This window comes from Pseudomonas lundensis, from assembly GCF_015377145.2.
Classification (GTDB): Bacteria; Pseudomonadota; Gammaproteobacteria; order Pseudomonadales; family Pseudomonadaceae; genus Aquipseudomonas; species Aquipseudomonas lundensis.
The window spans coordinates 2,083,388-2,101,603 of record NZ_CP062158.2; the positions used below are offsets into that span (position 1 = coordinate 2,083,388).

The 18,216-nt window shown below is 50.3% G+C and carries 20 protein-coding genes and 5 pseudogenes; 23 read left to right on the forward strand and 2 right to left on the reverse strand.

Annotation, left to right across the window (positions count from 1 at the left end):
- Positions 1-116 precede the first annotated feature (116 nt).
- The 10 genes and pseudogenes from IF654_RS09885 to IF654_RS09930 all read left to right on the forward strand — a co-directional run bounded on the left by IF654_RS09885 (position 117) and on the right by IF654_RS09930 (position 9,291).
- The gene (locus IF654_RS09885) at positions 117-269 is read left to right on the forward strand and encodes a hypothetical protein (protein ID WP_170320287.1); all 153 of its coding nucleotides are present in this window, start codon (positions 117-119) and stop codon (positions 267-269) included.
- Positions 266-4,918, forward strand: a complete 4,653-nt coding sequence (locus IF654_RS09890) for an RHS repeat-associated core domain-containing protein (protein ID WP_194862511.1) — start codon at positions 266-268, stop codon at positions 4,916-4,918. The genes IF654_RS09885 and IF654_RS09890 overlap by 4 nt, the downstream gene beginning before the upstream one ends.
- A complete protein-coding gene (locus IF654_RS09895) occupies positions 4,908-5,564 on the forward strand; it encodes a hypothetical protein (protein ID WP_194862510.1) in 657 nt (218 codons plus the stop codon). Before IF654_RS09890 ends, IF654_RS09895 begins: the two co-directional genes overlap by 11 nt.
- A 197-nt stretch (positions 5,565-5,761) precedes the next feature.
- Positions 5,762-6,094: pseudogene (locus IF654_RS09900) on the forward strand (RHS repeat-associated core domain-containing protein); the annotation flags it as partial.
- Between the two features lie 294 nt (positions 6,095-6,388).
- On the forward strand, positions 6,389-6,895 hold the full coding sequence (locus tag IF654_RS09905) for a DUF4265 domain-containing protein (RefSeq protein WP_194862508.1): 507 nt from the start codon (positions 6,389-6,391) through the stop codon (positions 6,893-6,895).
- 355 nt (positions 6,896-7,250) lie between these two features.
- Positions 7,251-7,515, forward strand: a pseudogene (locus tag IF654_RS22890) (RHS repeat-associated core domain-containing protein); the annotation flags it as partial.
- A 57-nt stretch (positions 7,516-7,572) separates the two neighbouring features.
- On the forward strand, positions 7,573-7,857 hold the full coding sequence (locus IF654_RS09915) for a hypothetical protein (RefSeq protein ID WP_143518662.1): 285 nt from the start codon (positions 7,573-7,575) through the stop codon (positions 7,855-7,857).
- The gene (locus IF654_RS09920; protein WP_047274092.1) at positions 7,854-8,312 is read left to right on the forward strand and encodes a hypothetical protein; all 459 of its coding nucleotides are present in this window, start codon (positions 7,854-7,856) and stop codon (positions 8,310-8,312) included. The genes IF654_RS09915 and IF654_RS09920 overlap by 4 nt, the downstream gene beginning before the upstream one ends.
- A gap of 443 nt (positions 8,313-8,755) precedes the next feature.
- Complete coding sequence (locus IF654_RS23260; protein ID WP_218830285.1) at positions 8,756-8,893, forward strand: HNH/endonuclease VII fold putative polymorphic toxin; 138 nt, start codon at positions 8,756-8,758, stop codon at positions 8,891-8,893.
- 11 nt (positions 8,894-8,904) lie between these two features.
- On the forward strand, positions 8,905-9,291 hold the full coding sequence (locus IF654_RS09930; RefSeq protein ID WP_194862507.1) for an Imm50 family immunity protein: 387 nt from the start codon (positions 8,905-8,907) through the stop codon (positions 9,289-9,291).
- 50 nt (positions 9,292-9,341) lie between these two features.
- Here the strand turns inward: IF654_RS09930 and IF654_RS22895 are convergent, their stop codons facing one another.
- Positions 9,342-9,524: a hypothetical protein gene (locus IF654_RS22895; protein ID WP_230683778.1), complete on the reverse strand. Its 183-nt coding sequence runs from the start codon at positions 9,522-9,524 to the stop codon at positions 9,342-9,344.
- A gap of 42 nt (positions 9,525-9,566) precedes the next feature.
- On the opposite strand from IF654_RS22895, the gene IF654_RS23265 reads away from it, so the two are divergent.
- From IF654_RS23265 to IF654_RS09985, 11 genes and pseudogenes are all read left to right on the forward strand, one after another.
- Complete coding sequence (locus tag IF654_RS23265; RefSeq protein WP_418889553.1) at positions 9,567-10,250, forward strand: RHS repeat domain-containing protein; 684 nt, start codon at positions 9,567-9,569, stop codon at positions 10,248-10,250.
- 3 nt (positions 10,251-10,253) lie between these two features.
- On the forward strand, positions 10,254-10,793 hold the full coding sequence (locus IF654_RS09940; protein WP_169880959.1) for a hypothetical protein: 540 nt from the start codon (positions 10,254-10,256) through the stop codon (positions 10,791-10,793).
- Between the two features lie 3 nt (positions 10,794-10,796).
- A pseudogene (locus IF654_RS09945) lies at positions 10,797-12,341 on the forward strand (RHS repeat-associated core domain-containing protein); the annotation flags it as partial.
- Complete coding sequence (locus tag IF654_RS09950) at positions 12,331-12,987, forward strand: hypothetical protein (RefSeq protein WP_194862510.1); 657 nt, start codon at positions 12,331-12,333, stop codon at positions 12,985-12,987. The pseudogene IF654_RS09945 and the gene IF654_RS09950, both read left to right, overlap by 11 nt.
- Before the next feature lie 197 nt (positions 12,988-13,184).
- Positions 13,185-13,517, forward strand: a pseudogene (locus tag IF654_RS09955) (RHS repeat-associated core domain-containing protein); the annotation flags it as partial.
- Between the two features lie 294 nt (positions 13,518-13,811).
- Positions 13,812-14,318, forward strand: a complete 507-nt coding sequence (locus IF654_RS09960; protein ID WP_194862508.1) for a DUF4265 domain-containing protein — start codon at positions 13,812-13,814, stop codon at positions 14,316-14,318.
- 355 nt (positions 14,319-14,673) lie between these two features.
- Positions 14,674-14,938 (forward strand): annotated as a pseudogene (locus IF654_RS22905) (RHS repeat-associated core domain-containing protein); the annotation flags it as partial.
- 57 nt (positions 14,939-14,995) lie between these two features.
- Positions 14,996-15,280, forward strand: a complete 285-nt coding sequence (locus IF654_RS09970; RefSeq protein WP_143518662.1) for a hypothetical protein — start codon at positions 14,996-14,998, stop codon at positions 15,278-15,280.
- Complete coding sequence (locus IF654_RS09975) at positions 15,277-15,735, forward strand: hypothetical protein (protein WP_047274092.1); 459 nt, start codon at positions 15,277-15,279, stop codon at positions 15,733-15,735. The genes IF654_RS09970 and IF654_RS09975 overlap by 4 nt, the downstream gene beginning before the upstream one ends.
- 443 nt (positions 15,736-16,178) lie before the next feature.
- Positions 16,179-16,316: an HNH/endonuclease VII fold putative polymorphic toxin gene (locus IF654_RS23270; RefSeq protein WP_218830285.1), complete on the forward strand. Its 138-nt coding sequence runs from the start codon at positions 16,179-16,181 to the stop codon at positions 16,314-16,316.
- 11 nt (positions 16,317-16,327) lie between these two features.
- Complete coding sequence (locus IF654_RS09985) at positions 16,328-16,714, forward strand: Imm50 family immunity protein (protein WP_194862507.1); 387 nt, start codon at positions 16,328-16,330, stop codon at positions 16,712-16,714.
- 50 nt (positions 16,715-16,764) lie between these two features.
- Here IF654_RS09985 and IF654_RS23275 read toward each other — a convergent pair whose 3' ends face one another.
- Positions 16,765-16,947: a hypothetical protein gene (locus tag IF654_RS23275; RefSeq protein WP_230683778.1), complete on the reverse strand. Its 183-nt coding sequence runs from the start codon at positions 16,945-16,947 to the stop codon at positions 16,765-16,767.
- A 42-nt stretch (positions 16,948-16,989) separates the two neighbouring features.
- Here IF654_RS23275 and IF654_RS23280 point away from each other — a divergent pair, with 42 nt between their 5' ends.
- Together IF654_RS23280 and IF654_RS09995 are read left to right on the forward strand one after the other, a co-directional pair.
- Positions 16,990-17,673, forward strand: coding sequence for an RHS repeat domain-containing protein (locus IF654_RS23280; RefSeq protein ID WP_418889553.1), 684 nt, complete (start codon positions 16,990-16,992; stop codon positions 17,671-17,673).
- A gap of 3 nt (positions 17,674-17,676) precedes the next feature.
- Complete coding sequence (locus IF654_RS09995) at positions 17,677-18,216, forward strand: hypothetical protein (RefSeq protein ID WP_169880959.1); 540 nt, start codon at positions 17,677-17,679, stop codon at positions 18,214-18,216.

The window sequence follows — 18,216 nt, forward strand, 5'->3', positions numbered from 1 at the left end:
GTGTTTCTGCGCACGGGCGCCTTGAGGGTCGGTGCGCAGGTTCAACCCCGGAATGATGTGTTTTCGTCGCCTCTTTTTTGGCGACGCACGCCTGCAGCACTGCATGAGGAGTCAGGATGTTTTCACCGGCGGATCAGCCCCATTTCACGCTCACCCTTGCGGGTGCGGACGTTCAGGTCGTGGCTTTCAAGGGCCGCGAGGCCTTGAACCGGCCGTTTGTTTTTGATCTGGAGCTGGTCAGCCTGCTGACGGGTGAGAGGCTTTCATGACCCCTGGAAATGCCGTTGCTCACACCCGTGCGCCCCAAGTTGCCATCGTTCCGCTCAATGAAGTTCAGATCGAAGATGTCGGGCGCGACGTTTCCGCCATTGATGCCTGGCTGCAAGACATCAGCGGCGGGGCGGTTACCCTTGAACGACTGCAACACGTTGCAGGCTTGGTTCCGGTCGTTGGCAATGTCATGGCGCTTGCTGATGCCATTGGCGACATTGTGAGTCTGATTAAAAACGGTGGCAGCGACCCGCTCGACTGGGTCAGTCTGGGCATCAATCTGGTGTGTGTTGCCCCTTTTCCAGGCACCACCGCTGCGCGCGTGAGCTTGCGCTCAATCCTGTCTTTGGCCCGTAGTGAGCTTGCCCATACCGGCAAGATAGTGCTCGGCGATGCATTGATTGAAGTCATGGTTGGGCACCTGAATGCAACGATTGTGGGCCGGTTTGAACACTTTCTGACCATTGCCCAAAGCCAGCTACCGGATTTGCTGGAGCAGGCAGGGGGGTTGGGCGAAGAGCTTGTGTTGGACCTCGCCAAAGGAATGAGGGCGCTGGTAGACGGTGACATGGACGTGAAGGGGCGTCTTGCCAGCGCGCAGCAACACATCACGTCCATCAACACTGAGCAGCTCAAGCGCAACCCGTTTCATATCTTCACGAATGTCTATGGCGCTTTGCGGGATGTTCAGGTCGCTGCGGGCACCAGCGTGGCCAACTCGGCGGCCAAACTTCTGATGCCCGCTCAGGCCAAAAAGCGGGTGTACGAGCAGACTGAGCATTTGATAGCGATGGCGCCCGAGCTGCGCGTCCAGCTCAGAAAACTTAGCGATCCAGCCCTTAAGGGATCCATCGGATCGCTTTTGCTCGTGCTCAACAAAGCTGTTCAGTTATGGCGTTTGCGCAACCCGCACGCACTGAGCAGTAGCATCAAAACGGGGACGACGAGCAAAGCCCGCTACACACAGGGAAAAGGTGAGCTGGAAGTCCGGAAAAAAGAGGTGCCTGCCCAAAATACGGCTAACCCGGTGAAAAATGGACCGTGTGTTGGCACGTGTAACAGCATCAACTTTGCTATGGGCACTGAGTCGCTCGGCCACACGGATTTCAGCTTGCCCGGCCCGTTCCCGATTGACTGGACACGCACCTACTACTCGCGCCTGAGTGCCTACGACCAAGGCGCCCTGGGCGCGCGCTGGATCACCGAATTCACCACCCGCTTTGACCTGCACGACAAGGGGCTGGTGTTCCACGATTCTGACGGCCGTGAGCATAAATACGCACTCAAACCCGTCGGCCAGGCGCACTACGACGCCATTGAAAACCTGACGCTGGTCCGCGTCACTGAAAACTCCTTACTCCTCTGCCGAGGCTTCGAACGCAGGGAAACCTACGTTCGTCACGGCGATTGCTTCCTGCTCGCGCAAATCGAACTGCGCAACGGCGCAGGCGTCATGCTGCACCACGAATACCGCCACGCTGACCAGCCGGTGTTGTCCGACCTCATCACCTACCAGGGCGACCTCGACAACGTCCATTTACATCTGGGTACGATGATGGACGAACACGGGCGCCTCACAGGCCTGTGGGAAATCCGCGACAGCGTGCCGGTGCGCCAACTGGCGGCTTATTACTACGATGCCCACGGCGACCTGATCAACGCCCAGGACGAAAACGGCGCAGCCTGGACGTACGAATACCAGCACCACCTGATCACCCGCTACACCGACCGCACGAATCGCGGCATGAACCTGCAATGGCAAGGCACCGGCCCCGACGCCAAAGCAGTCCGTGAATGGGCCGACGACGGCAGTTTCGACACGCGCCTGGAGTGGGACGAAAACATCCGCCTGACCTACGTCACCGATGCCCACGGCCACGAGACCTGGCACTACTACGACATCCTCGGCTACACCTACCGCATCCGCCATGCCGACGGGCGCTCGGAATGGCTGTTCCGTGACGACGCGAAAAACATCGTGCGCCACGTGCATCCCGACGGCAGCACCGACCGCTACGCCTACGACGATCGCAGCAACCTGCTCGAACATACCCGCGCCGACCACAGCGTCATGCACTACGCCTACGACGATCACGACCAACTGATCAAAATCAGCGACGCCGAAGGTGGCCTGTGGCTGCGTGATTACGACGATCAGGGCAACCTGATCGAAGCCGTCGACCCGTTGGGCAACACCACCGAATACGCCTACACCGCAGCGGGCTTGCCGAGCGCCATCAAAGACGCCAACGGCAACGAAAAAGCCCTCGCTTACAACGATGCCGGGCAACTTATCGAGTACACCGACTGCTCCGGCAAAACCAGCGTTTGGGAGTACAACGACCTCGGCCAGATGGTCTGCTTCACCGATGCCGCGGGCAACAAAACCGAGTACGAATACAAGTCCGGGCAACTGATCCATATCAAGCACCCCGATAACACCGAAGAGCGCTTCAGCCGCGACGCCGAAGGCCGACTGCTGGCCCACACCGATGGCCTCAACCGCTGCACCACCTGGCGCTACACCGCCGCCGGTTTGATCGACGAACGTATCGACGCCGCCGAACAGACCCTGCGCTACCGCTGGGACCGCCTCGGGCAACTGCTCGCGCTGGAAAACGAAAACCGGCAACAGGCGACTTTTCATTACGACCCGGTCGGCCGCCTGCTCAAAGAGACCGGTTTTGACGGACGCAGCACCCTGTACGCGTACGACGAATCAACCGGGCGCCTGGCCAGCACCGTCGACGGCCAGCGCACCACCCAGGTCGAGTTCGACCCCACCGGCCGCCTCATCGAGCGCACCGCACGCCTGGGCGGCACCACCCAAACCGAAACCTTCGCCTACGACGGCAACGGCAATTTGGTCATGGCCAGCAACGCCGACAGCCGCCTGCAATGGTTCCACGACCCGGCGGGCAACCTGCTGCGCGAACACCAGCACTACCTGAGCCTGCAAACCCCGGTGGTCGCCGTGTGGCAGCACGAATACGACGTGCTCAACCAACGCATCGCCACCACCCGCCCGGACGGCCACACAGTCAGCTGGCTGACCTACGGCAGCGGCCATCTGCTGGGCCTGCGCCTCGACGAACACGAACTGATCGGCTACGAACGCGACGACCTGCACCGAGAAGTCGCCCGCCACCAAGGTAACCATCTGCTGCAGACCCAACAATGGGACCCGGCCGGGCGCCTGCAAGAACAGCTTTTAGGCCGCAGCGACGACAAAACTACCCTGCTCAAGCGCGCCTATCAGTACGACGCAGCCAGCCAACTGACCGACATCCACGACAGCCGCCGTGGGCCGCTGTCCTACCGCTACGACCCGGTCGGCCGACTGCTCAACGCCACCAGCCGCCTGGGCGTCGAAACCTTCGCCTTCGACCCGGCCAGCAACCTGCTGGATGAAAAAAACCAACAGGCCCAACGCCCACTGGACCACGACCCCAAACGCAACACCCTGATGGACAACCTGCTGCGCGAATACGCCGGCAGCCACTACGACTACGACGAACGCGGCAACCAGATCCGCCGCTGGCACAACGGCCAGCAAAGCCGCCTGCACTGGGACCTGTTCGACCGCCTGGTGCGCTTTGAAAACAGCCAACTGCGCGTCGACTACGCCTACGACCCGCTGGGCCGTCGTCTGTACAAACACTCCAACGCCCACCACCTAAACCGAACCGAAGCCGGCTCGCAGTGGAACCGTAACGAACAGGCCCGCAAACAGCGGGAACTGGGGTGCGGCTTCACGTTATTCGGCTGGGACGGCGACACCCTCGCCTGGGAAAGCAGCCCCGCGCAGGCCGACGGCGCGAGCGGCAAAACCGTCCATTACCTCTACGAACCCGGCACCTTCGTCCCCGTGGCCCAGGCCCTGCGCCACCAGCCGATGCGCCTACTGGCCCAACCGAGTTACACCGGCGCCTACGACATCGACCAGGACCCGCTATGGACCCACACCCCGCAAGCGCTGCCGATTGACGTGTTGGCCTGGTACCAGTGCGACCACCTCGGCACGCCACAAGAACTGACCGACCCCACCGGCCAAATCGCCTGGAGCGCGCAGTACAAAGCGTGGGGAGAAGTCAAAGAACAACGCTCGGAATGGGCGCGGCAGAAAGGCTTGACCAACCCGATCAGGTTTCAGGGGCAATACCACGATCATGAAACAGGGCTGCACTACAATCGGTATAGGTACTATGATCCACGAGTCGGACGATTTGTCAGCAAAGACCCGATCAGCTATGCGGGTGGGTTGAACCTGTATGCGTATGCGCCGAATCCAATGGGGTGGGTTGATCCGCTGGGGTTGGCGCGTTGTATTTGTGATAGTGAAGTAAAAAATTCAGCTCCTAAGAATATGACGCCTGAAGGGGCTGGTCGTCGGGGAGCGTTTAATGAAGCTAAGCGCCAGTCAGGAATTCCGACAAGTCAGCAGCCAAGTAGGGTAATTCATAACGTGGATAAACGTGGAAATCGACAGCCAGGAAAAATTTATGAATTTGAAGTCGCTGCGCCAGGCGGGGGGATTAAAAAAGTAAGAGTTAGAGATGATTCAGGCGGACACGATTTTGGCACAGGAAACCCACAGAATAGAGGTGCTCACTTTAATGATGAATCAGGTTTCCACTATGACTACTAAGGTTGCAGTGACAATTGCTAAAGACGCTTTTTCAGATAATGATGTAATCCATCTGGGTCGGTCGGTCGAGGAAGGTGAATGTAAGCTAACCGTAATAAGTTGGTTGGTAAAAGTGCGTGAGGAGAGCGCCCTCTTGCAAGTTTTTAAGGGGCTCTACAAGATGCTTCAAGAAAGATTGCCCGATTATGATGTTTGGTTATTGGTAGGTACCAGTGCTTGGCAGCCTGATACTCGTATAACTCGTTATAGGAGGTTGTGGGGTGCGCTGAAGCTGAGAGGGTTAGAGGTGTTGTGTGGTAATGACTTTAAAGAGTTTGTGGTTGAGGGGGGAAGTGGTATAAAGTTTTACGGAGCAGCTGCTTTGACTTTGTCTTCAGCAAGCTCTGTGATAAATATTATTTTGAATGAGCGCTGTTCATATTTTGCATGTTTTCCAAAAGGGTGTGATGTTGATAGATTATTAAAAGGAGGGTGGTCTGGGGAGGTTGTAAGTGATTTGAGCTTTATTTGTCGTGTGGCGAGTTCTAATGGTTTTGTACTGAAGTCCGTAGGTGAGTTTGATGATGTAGAATGGGGTTTTTTTTATTTGGGGCCTTTGGAAATTGCACTTAAAATTAGAGACGATGAATTCGAGATAGAGTCATAAAGTTTTTCGTAAGTTAATAGCGTTGAGTTATGACCCTCTACGGCAACACCCTCGCCTGGGAAAGTAGCCCTGCCCAGACAATGCGCCACCAACCGATGCGCCTGTTGGCCCAACCGAGTTACACCGGTGCCTACGACATCGACCAAGACCCGCTGTGGACCCACACCCCGCAAGCGCTACCGATTGACGTACTGGCGTGGTACCAGTGCGACCACCTCGGCACGCCACAAGAACTCACCTACCACACCGGCCAAATCGCCTGGAGCGCGCAGTACAAAGCGTGGGGAGAAGTCAAAGAACAACGCTCGGACTGGGCACAACGCCAAGGCCTGACCAACCCGATCAGGTTTCAGGGGCAATACCACGATCACGAAACAGGGCTGCACTACAATCGGTATAGGTACTATGATCCACGGGTCGGACGATTTGTCAGTAAGGATCCGATTAGTTATGCGGGTGGGCTGAATCTTTATGCGTATGCGCCGAATCCGGTGGGGTGGGTTGATCCGCTGGGGTTGGCGAGAATTCCTAAATCAGTCAAAACAAAAGTTGCCATGGAAAATCAAGAGGTATTCGGAGTTGAAACTTGTGAAAAATGTCTCACCTCCGTGGTACCTGGCAAAAAAAGTCAACGGGGTATAACTCCTCCATTAAGCGAGCGGCAATTTGATCATATTCACCCAGCCTCTTTAGGCGGCGATAATAATGAAAAAAAACACCCAAATTCTATGTCGTAGATGCAACAGAGATTTGTCCGACTCTTTGAAACCAAACTACAAGCTTTTAAATAGGCTACTTTATCCACTTCTATGAGAAGTTAGATTATGTCTAATCATTATCAAAAAATTATCTTCGAACTAAAGCAAGATGAAGACAACTATCCACCAGTCTCAGCAGAATCACTGTGGGGCATATCAAAAGAACCATGTGTATACGAAATTGACAACGCACCCTATTATATTTACGGTGTCAGTAAGGGTGACTGCATTTTGACCACTGAAAAAAATGGAGCCAAAGTAGCCATAAAAATAGTTCGCCAAGGAGGCCATTCCACGCTCAGAGTTTTTGCTGAAAACGGCGTCATTAAGAAACAGATAATAAAACAACTTGAAATACTAGGATGCATATGCTCAGAAACAGAAGGAATCTCGCTTTTTTCTGTTGATATTCCTGCGGGCTGTGATTTTTTAGAGGTCGATAACTATCTTTCATCCATTTCGGATGGCGAGAAAATTGCTTACGAAGATGCATGCTTACAACATAAAGCAATTGACCATTCAAGAATCACTGAATCATTGTCAATCGCCTCATTAGTCAGTGAATTACACTAATGTAGTGACTTAGTATACGAAATTAAATCATGCGACTAATGGAGTACATCGTCAGCCTTGAAGCCCCAATCATCGATGGCAGCGTGGTTCTTAAACTTTTCCCGGGCCAATCTTTAGGGGAGGCAGATTACATGGGTGGGTCAAGACGTCAGTAGTGCATTGTGCAAGGGGTTTCCATCTATCGATGGATACTCGGTCGAATTACGTGAGACGGAGACTATTTGTATTACCGCATTGATTGCCAGCGGCCTGATTAAAAGGTCGCAAATAGTTGAAGTGAAGAATTGTTCTTTAAAAACTAACTTCCATTAAAGAATTCGTGGGGATGGCATCTCGGTGATTTTGCACGGCCCGTTGGAGCGCGCAGTACAGCGCGTGGGGAGAAGTCAAAGAACAACGCTCGGACTGGGCACAACGCCAAGGCCTGACCAACCCGATCAGGTTTCAGGGGCAATACCACGATCACGAAACAGGGCTGCACTACAATCGGTATAGGCACTATGATCCACGGGTCGGACGGTTTGTCAGTAAGGATCCGATTAGTTATGCGGGTGGGCTGAATCTTTATGCGTATGCGCCGAATCCGGTGGGGTGGGTTGATACAAATGGGTTAGCCAAGCTCCCTAAAGAGGGTCGATACCACGGCCCAAAACCAAAATATGAAAATCCAGGGCACCATGATCCTTCATCTGGAACCTTTAGAGGCGGAGGAACAAAAACTTCAATTTTTCCCAAAAATGCAGATGACTTGTACAAAAAAAGCGATACCTGATGCAGAGGGTAAGCATTGGTATACGCGAGATGAACATGGCGTAGTTCATCGTTTTGGCTATAGCAATGATGGAAAAGTGCATTGGAATGGAGACTCTATACAGAATTGCGGGATTCCAGTGCCACCTGAAGTTGCTAAACGGTTTGCAGCAAGGACGATTACTTGTAAATGTAAGGGGGCAGGGAAATGAAAGAACCAATAATTAAATTGGAGGTAGAGCTCTCAACTGACAGGCAATACGTTTTTTCGCGCTGTGAATTTGTTTTTGGTTCAGTAAATGTTGGAGATTACGAGCAGCTTATGCTTGCAAAGAGTCTTTTGTTGGCGTTAGAGGATTTAGTGGTCAGAATGAATGATTTTGAGCCAATAGAGTGCGCCATGGATAATTTGGAAAACGTCCTGTCTAATGCTATTCGAGAAGATATAAGAAATTCTTGCTTGCCGTTAGGTGTTGAGGCTTTTGATGGTGATGAGGCGGTATTCGTTGATGTGCATAAGCAAAGTTTTATTGTCATAAAACCTTGGGCAAGCACTACATGCTTTACTGAGGAACTCAGTATTTCTCAGTATTGCTCTATGATAGAGGCGTCTATTTATGAGTTGAAGGAGAGATTAAAAATGTTCGCGTCAATATCTAGCATATAGATGTGCAGATATGATTTTGTGGCTTGTGGAGTTTTTAAGTCCGCTTGCATCACTTACATAGTCATTTGACTCATATAAGATGCTGCAACGATTATAAAATAGCCATGCATTATCACGAAATATGGCTGCACTATAATCGGTATAGGCACTATGATCCACGGGGCGAACGGTTTATCAGCTAAGACCCCATCAGCTATGCGGGTGGGTTGAACCTTTATGCGTATGCGCCGAAACCGGTGGTCTGAGTAGACCCGTTTGTGCTTTCAGGTCGACAAGGCGCGTTTAAGCGAGCAAAGCGTGATGGAGGAGTTTCTGTATCTCAGCAATCAGATAGTATTGTTAAAGTACCAATGACTACACGAGGAGGCTGTCCATTAATATGCGATGGGAAGCGTGTGGAAACAAGAGAATATACTTTCACCCGGGAAGACGAAAGTTAGGTAGTGATTCAAGAACATAGTGCAGGACATAAATTTGGCGAAGGTGGTATTGGCGATCAGAAATCTCATTTAAATGTGAGGCCAGCAGAGAATACACGAACCGGATCGGTACCCGTTACAGCGGCACATTATCCATTTTAGCGAGAGCAGTGATGAAATTGGCTAAAAATTATCTGAGTGGTAGTAAGTTTATTAATGAGCTCTATGGCGAAGATTTGAGTTTCGATGGTGTAGACTTGCAGGAAGTAAATTTTGGGTGGAATGGCCCAATTGCTAAGTTGCGATTTAGCATGAAGGATTTTCCTTTGGTCCCGCCTGGGAAGTGGGAAGGATTGAATGCTGTACAAGTTGAGCTTTCAGCCTTTCCTTTAAGTGATGTAGTTCTGACTAAGTTTGGGTCGGGAAATAAGTGTGATTTAACGATAGGGTTTTTTGTGGAAGATAGTTACTTTACAGTTAAAATATCAGGAGATTCAGAGGCGTCATTTAAAGCATTGACCGTTAATGTAGATAAGGTTTCTGCGTATTTACGAAAATAATTTATATGGCTGAGCCCAGTAATCCTTTTCAAGGGGCTGCGGTTTACCCTTCATGGCTTGAACGGTGACACCTTGGCCTGTGGAAACAGCCCGGCTAGACCCAAGGCGCCGTCGGGTACGCGGTGCATTAAATCTTTGAACCAGGCAGCTTCGCGCTCTTTGCTCAAGCGCTGCATCAACAACTGATCCGCCTGGCCCAACCAAGCTACACCGGCGCCTATGACATCGACCAAGACCCGCTGTGGACCCACACTCCGCAAGCGCTGCCGATTGACGTGCTGGCCTGGTACCAGTGCGACCACCTCGGCACGCCACAAGAACTCACCGACCACACCGGCCAAATCGCCTGGAGCGCTCAGTACAAAGCCTGGGGAGAAGTCACTGAACAACGCTCGGAATGGGCACAACGCCAAGGCCTGACCAACCCGATCAGGTTTCAGGGGCAGTACCACGATCACGAAACAGGGCTGCACTACAACCGCCATCGGTACTATGATCCCCAGGTCGGACGCTTTATCAGCAAAGACCCGATCAGCTATGCGGGCGGGCTGAACCTGTATGCGTATGCGCCGAATCCGGTGGAGTGGATTGATCCGCTGGGGCTTGCTAAGCGAGGCCCTAAAACCAATGGAGAGGGTCCACATAATCAAGTTATTCAAGCTTGGGGCCAAGAGGTTGAAGCTTCTGGGGGGAGAGTCATTGCTGGGGGCGGGGTCAAGAAAGAGCAGTTAGTCCTCACGCCAGGAGGTAATAAAGGAGGTCGTCGCCCAGATATAATTTACGAGGATGTAGAGGGAAAACTCATCTACGGCAATGTCGGTAAAAATCGTGCAGACCAAACAAATCCGATTGTTCGAGAGAAACAGGCACTTGATGATCTAAGAACAAAAATCAAGGGAGAATTTGCTCCTGATGACGTGCAATTCCGGCCATATAATTGCACCTGCCAAAGGAAATAGTTAATGGATAAAATCATTTTTTTGATGTTTGAAGAGTTTGTAAGCATTAATTCGGAGCTCATGGCAAATACAGGGTTTTGCTTGTATTTTTGGCATAAGATAGAGAAAAAATTCGCGCGCTTAGATAATCTTAATCTAAAGGACTTTAACGAAAGTGATTTTTCTTTTTGTGATTGGTTTTTTGGTGAAAGAAAGGATGAGGGGGTAATCGCTTTGCATACAAGAGAAACATTCAGGCGTGAGCAAAGAAAGGGCTTCGTTACTGTATCTTACGGAGGGGAGGATGAGTATGCTATTGGGGCAACACGCTACAGCGCCGACAGTTCTAGTGTTGAAAAAATAGTCAATCGAGAGTTGAATAAATTATTTAAGAAGTACGCTCGGAAAGGAGTCATAGCAAGCGACGGTACCACTTACAAGATTTTAGATAACTACTACTGGACCGAAAAAGCAGTTAGCAGCGGCAAAAATTGGCGATTATTTATAGGTCGCGGAGTTCGTAAGGAATCTAACAAGACGCCAGGATTTATCCCGAAACAATAAACTATTGCTACGAGCGCAGACGACCTGCACCGCGAAGTCGCCCGCCACCAGGGCAACCACCTGCTCCAGACCCAACAATGGGACCCGGCCGGGCGCCTGCAAGAACAGTTTTTAGGCCGCAGCGACGACAAAACCACCCTGCTCAAACGCACCTATCAGTACGACGCAGCCAGCCAACTGACCGACATCCACGACAGCCGTCGTGGGACGCTGTCCTACCGCTACGACCCGGTCGGCCGACTGCTCAACGCCACCAGCCGTCTGGGCGTCGAAACCTTCGCTTTCGACCCGGCCAGCAACCTGCTGGATGAAAAAAACCAACAGGCCCAACGCCCACTGGACCACGACCCCAAACGCAACACCCTGATGGACAACCTGCTGCGCGAATACGCCGGCAGCCACTACGACTACGACGAACGCGGCAACCAGATCCGCCGCTGGCACAACGGCCAGCAAAGCCGCCTGCACTGGGACCTGTTCGACCGCCTGGTGCGCTTTGAAAACAGCCAACTGCGCGTCGACTACGCCTACGACCCGCTGGGCCGTCGTCTGTACAAACACTCCAACGCCCACCACCTAAACCGAACCGAAGCCGGCTCGCAGTGGAACCGTAACGAACAGGCCCGCAAACAGCGGGAACTGGGGTGCGGCTTCACGTTATTCGGCTGGGACGGCGACACCCTCGCCTGGGAAAGCAGCCCCGCGCAGGCCGACGGCGCGAGCGGCAAAACCGTCCATTACCTCTACGAACCCGGCACCTTCGTCCCCGTGGCCCAGGCCCTGCGCCACCAGCCGATGCGCCTACTGGCCCAACCGAGTTACACCGGCGCCTACGACATCGACCAGGACCCGCTATGGACCCACACCCCGCAAGCGCTGCCGATTGACGTGTTGGCCTGGTACCAGTGCGACCACCTCGGCACGCCACAAGAACTGACCGACCCCACCGGCCAAATCGCCTGGAGCGCGCAGTACAAAGCGTGGGGAGAAGTCAAAGAACAACGCTCGGAATGGGCGCGGCAGAAAGGCTTGACCAACCCGATCAGGTTTCAGGGGCAATACCACGATCATGAAACAGGGCTGCACTACAATCGGTATAGGTACTATGATCCACGAGTCGGACGATTTGTCAGCAAAGACCCGATCAGCTATGCGGGTGGGTTGAACCTGTATGCGTATGCGCCGAATCCAATGGGGTGGGTTGATCCGCTGGGGTTGGCGCGTTGTATTTGTGATAGTGAAGTAAAAAATTCAGCTCCTAAGAATATGACGCCTGAAGGGGCTGGTCGTCGGGGAGCGTTTAATGAAGCTAAGCGCCAGTCAGGAATTCCGACAAGTCAGCAGCCAAGTAGGGTAATTCATAACGTGGATAAACGTGGAAATCGACAGCCAGGAAAAATTTATGAATTTGAAGTCGCTGCGCCAGGCGGGGGGATTAAAAAAGTAAGAGTTAGAGATGATTCAGGCGGACACGATTTTGGCACAGGAAACCCACAGAATAGAGGTGCTCACTTTAATGATGAATCAGGTTTCCACTATGACTACTAAGGTTGCAGTGACAATTGCTAAAGACGCTTTTTCAGATAATGATGTAATCCATCTGGGTCGGTCGGTCGAGGAAGGTGAATGTAAGCTAACCGTAATAAGTTGGTTGGTAAAAGTGCGTGAGGAGAGCGCCCTCTTGCAAGTTTTTAAGGGGCTCTACAAGATGCTTCAAGAAAGATTGCCCGATTATGATGTTTGGTTATTGGTAGGTACCAGTGCTTGGCAGCCTGATACTCGTATAACTCGTTATAGGAGGTTGTGGGGTGCGCTGAAGCTGAGAGGGTTAGAGGTGTTGTGTGGTAATGACTTTAAAGAGTTTGTGGTTGAGGGGGGAAGTGGTATAAAGTTTTACGGAGCAGCTGCTTTGACTTTGTCTTCAGCAAGCTCTGTGATAAATATTATTTTGAATGAGCGCTGTTCATATTTTGCATGTTTTCCAAAAGGGTGTGATGTTGATAGATTATTAAAAGGAGGGTGGTCTGGGGAGGTTGTAAGTGATTTGAGCTTTATTTGTCGTGTGGCGAGTTCTAATGGTTTTGTACTGAAGTCCGTAGGTGAGTTTGATGATGTAGAATGGGGTTTTTTTTATTTGGGGCCTTTGGAAATTGCACTTAAAATTAGAGACGATGAATTCGAGATAGAGTCATAAAGTTTTTCGTAAGTTAATAGCGTTGAGTTATGACCCTCTACGGCAACACCCTCGCCTGGGAAAGTAGCCCTGCCCAGACAATGCGCCACCAACCGATGCGCCTGTTGGCCCAACCGAGTTACACCGGTGCCTACGACATCGACCAAGACCCGCTGTGGACCCACACCCCGCAAGCGCTACCGATTGACGTACTGGCGTGGTACCAGTGCGACCACCTCGGCACGCCACAAGAACTCACCTACCACACCGGCCAAATCGCCTGGAGCGCGCAGTACAAAGCGTGGGGAGAAGTCAAAGAACAACGCTCGGACTGGGCACAACGCCAAGGCCTGACCAACCCGATCAGGTTTCAGGGGCAATACCACGATCACGAAACAGGGCTGCACTACAATCGGTATAGGTACTATGATCCACGGGTCGGACGATTTGTCAGTAAGGATCCGATTAGTTATGCGGGTGGGCTGAATCTTTATGCGTATGCGCCGAATCCGGTGGGGTGGGTTGATCCGCTGGGGTTGGCGAGAATTCCTAAATCAGTCAAAACAAAAGTTGCCATGGAAAATCAAGAGGTATTCGGAGTTGAAACTTGTGAAAAATGTCTCACCTCCGTGGTACCTGGCAAAAAAAGTCAACGGGGTATAACTCCTCCATTAAGCGAGCGGCAATTTGATCATATTCACCCAGCCTCTTTAGGCGGCGATAATAATGAAAAAAAACACCCAAATTCTATGTCGTAGATGCAACAGAGATTTGTCCGACTCTTTGAAACCAAACTACAAGCTTTTAAATAGGCTACTTTATCCACTTCTATGAGAAGTTAGATTATGTCTAATCATTATCAAAAAATTATCTTCGAACTAAAGCAAGATGAAGACAACTATCCACCAGTCTCAGCAGAATCACTGTGGGGCATATCAAAAGAACCATGTGTATACGAAATTGACAACGCACCCTATTATATTTACGGTGTCAGTAAGGGTGACTGCATTTTGACCACTGAAAAAAATGGAGCCAAAGTAGCCATAAAAATAGTTCGCCAAGGAGGCCATTCCACGCTCAGAGTTTTTGCTGAAAACGGCGTCATTAAGAAACAGATAATAAAACAACTTGAAATACTAGGATGCATATGCTCAGAAACAGAAGGAATCTCGCTTTTTTCTGTTGATATTCCTGCGGGCTGTGATTTTTTAGAGGTCGATAACTATCTTTCATCCATTTCGGATGGCGAGAAAATTGCTTACGAAGATGCATGCTTACAACATAAAGCAATTGACCATTCAAGAATCACTGAATCATTGTCAATCGCCTCATTAGTCAGTGAATTACACTAATGTAGTGACTTAGTATACGAAATTAAATCATGCGACTAATGGAGTACATCGTCAGCCTTGAAGCCCCAATCATCGATGGCAGCGTGGTTCTTAAACTTTTCCCGGGCCAATCTTTAGGGGAGGCAGATTACATGGGTGGGTCAAGACGTCAGTAGTGCATTGTGCAAGGGGTTTCCATCTATCGATGGATACTCGGTCGAATTACGTGAGACGGAGACTATTTGTATTACCGCATTGATTGCCAGCGGCCTGATTAAAAGGTCGCAAATAGTTGAAGTGAAGAATTGTTCTTTAAAAACTAACTTCCATTAAAGAATTCGTGGGGATGGCATCTCGGTGATTTTGCACGGCCCGTTGGAGCGCGCAGTACAGCGCGTGGGGAGAAGTCAAAGAACAACGCTCGGACTGGGCACAACGCCAAGGCCTGACCAACCCGATCAGGTTTCAGGGGCAATACCACGATCACGAAACAGGGCTGCACTACAATCGGTATAGGCACTATGATCCACGGGTCGGACGGTTTGTCAGTAAGGATCCGATTAGTTATGCGGGTGGGCTGAATCTTTATGCGTATGCGCCGAATCCGGTGGGGTGGGTTGATACAAATGGGTTAGCCAAGCTCCCTAAAGAGGGTCGATACCACGGCCCAAAACCAAAATATGAAAATCCAGGGCACCATGATCCTTCATCTGGAACCTTTAGAGGCGGAGGAACAAAAACTTCAATTTTTCCCAAAAATGCAGATGACTTGTACAAAAAAAGCGATACCTGATGCAGAGGGTAAGCATTGGTATACGCGAGATGAACATGGCGTAGTTCATCGTTTTGGCTATAGCAATGATGGAAAAGTGCATTGGAATGGAGACTCTATACAGAATTGCGGGATTCCAGTGCCACCTGAAGTTGCTAAACGGTTTGCAGCAAGGACGATTACTTGTAAATGTAAGGGGGCAGGGAAATGAAAGAACCAATAATTAAATTGGAGGTAGAGCTCTCAACTGACAGGCAATACGTTTTTTCGCGCTGTGAATTTGTTTTTGGTTCAGTAAATGTTGGAGATTACGAGCAGCTTATGCTTGCAAAGAGTCTTTTGTTGGCGTTAGAGGATTTAGTGGTCAGAATGAATGATTTTGAGCCAATAGAGTGCGCCATGGATAATTTGGAAAACGTCCTGTCTAATGCTATTCGAGAAGATATAAGAAATTCTTGCTTGCCGTTAGGTGTTGAGGCTTTTGATGGTGATGAGGCGGTATTCGTTGATGTGCATAAGCAAAGTTTTATTGTCATAAAACCTTGGGCAAGCACTACATGCTTTACTGAGGAACTCAGTATTTCTCAGTATTGCTCTATGATAGAGGCGTCTATTTATGAGTTGAAGGAGAGATTAAAAATGTTCGCGTCAATATCTAGCATATAGATGTGCAGATATGATTTTGTGGCTTGTGGAGTTTTTAAGTCCGCTTGCATCACTTACATAGTCATTTGACTCATATAAGATGCTGCAACGATTATAAAATAGCCATGCATTATCACGAAATATGGCTGCACTATAATCGGTATAGGCACTATGATCCACGGGGCGAACGGTTTATCAGCTAAGACCCCATCAGCTATGCGGGTGGGTTGAACCTTTATGCGTATGCGCCGAAACCGGTGGTCTGAGTAGACCCGTTTGTGCTTTCAGGTCGACAAGGCGCGTTTAAGCGAGCAAAGCGTGATGGAGGAGTTTCTGTATCTCAGCAATCAGATAGTATTGTTAAAGTACCAATGACTACACGAGGAGGCTGTCCATTAATATGCGATGGGAAGCGTGTGGAAACAAGAGAATATACTTTCACCCGGGAAGACGAAAGTTAGGTAGTGATTCAAGAACATAGTGCAGGACATAAATTTGGCGAAGGTGGTATTGGCGATCAGAAATCTCATTTAAATGTGAGGCCAGCAGAGAATACACGAACCGGATCGGTACCCGTTACAGCGGCACATTATCCATTTTAGCGAGAGCAGTGATGAAATTGGCTAAAAATTATCTGAGTGGTAGTAAGTTTATTAATGAGCTCTATGGCGAAGATTTGAGTTTCGATGGTGTAGACTTGCAGGAAGTAAATTTTGGGTGGAATGGCCCAATTGCTAAGTTGCGATTTAGCATGAAGGATTTTCCTTTGGTCCCGCCTGGGAAGTGGGAAGGATTGAATGCTGTACAAGTTGAGCTTTCAGCCTTTCCTTTAAGTGATGTAGTTCTGACTAAGTTTGGGTCGGGAAATAAGTGTGATTTAACGATAGGGTTTTTTGTGGAAGATAGTTACTTTACAGTTAAAATATCAGGAGATTCAGAGGCGTCATTTAAAGCATTGACCGTTAATGTAGATAAGGTTTCTGCGTATTTACGAAAATAATTTATATGGCTGAGCCCAGTAATCCTTTTCAAGGGGCTGCGGTTTACCCTTCATGGCTTGAACGGTGACACCTTGGCCTGTGGAAACAGCCCGGCTAGACCCAAGGCGCCGTCGGGTACGCGGTGCATTAAATCTTTGAACCAGGCAGCTTCGCGCTCTTTGCTCAAGCGCTGCATCAACAACTGATCCGCCTGGCCCAACCAAGCTACACCGGCGCCTATGACATCGACCAAGACCCGCTGTGGACCCACACTCCGCAAGCGCTGCCGATTGACGTGCTGGCCTGGTACCAGTGCGACCACCTCGGCACGCCACAAGAACTCACCGACCACACCGGCCAAATCGCCTGGAGCGCTCAGTACAAAGCCTGGGGAGAAGTCACTGAACAACGCTCGGAATGGGCACAACGCCAAGGCCTGACCAACCCGATCAGGTTTCAGGGGCAGTACCACGATCACGAAACAGGGCTGCACTACAACCGCCATCGGTACTATGATCCCCAGGTCGGACGCTTTATCAGCAAAGACCCGATCAGCTATGCGGGCGGGCTGAACCTGTATGCGTATGCGCCGAATCCGGTGGAGTGGATTGATCCGCTGGGGCTTGCTAAGCGAGGCCCTAAAACCAATGGAGAGGGTCCACATAATCAAGTTATTCAAGCTTGGGGCCAAGAGGTTGAAGCTTCTGGGGGGAGAGTCATTGCTGGGGGCGGGGTCAAGAAAGAGCAGTTAGTCCTCACGCCAGGAGGTAATAAAGGAGGTCGTCGCCCAGATATAATTTACGAGGATGTAGAGGGAAAACTCATCTACGGCAATGTCGGTAAAAATCGTGCAGACCAAACAAATCCGATTGTTCGAGAGAAACAGGCACTTGATGATCTAAGAACAAAAATCAAGGGAGAATTTGCTCCTGATGACGTGCAATTCCGGCCATATAATTGCACCTGCCAAAGGAAATAGTTAATGGATAAAATCATTTTTTTGATGTTTGAAGAGTTTGTAAGCATTAATTCGGAGCTCATGGCAAATACAGGGTTTTGCTTGTATTTTTGGCATAAGATAGAGAAAAAATTCGCGCGCTTAGATAATCTTAATCTAAAGGACTTTAACGAAAGTGATTTTTCTTTTTGTGATTGGTTTTTTGGTGAAAGAAAGGATGAGGGGGTAATCGCTTTGCATACAAGAGAAACATTCAGGCGTGAGCAAAGAAAGGGCTTCGTTACTGTATCTTACGGAGGGGAGGATGAGTATGCTATTGGGGCAACACGCTACAGCGCCGACAGTTCTAGTGTTGAAAAAATAGTCAATCGAGAGTTGAATAAATTATTTAAGAAGTACGCTCGGAAAGGAGTCATAGCAAGCGACGGTACCACTTACAAGATTTTAGATAACTACTACTGGACCGAAAAAGCAGTTAGCAGCGGCAAAAATTGGCGATTATTTATAGGTCGCGGAGTTCGTAAGGAATCTAACAAGACGCCAGGATTTATCCCGAAACAATAA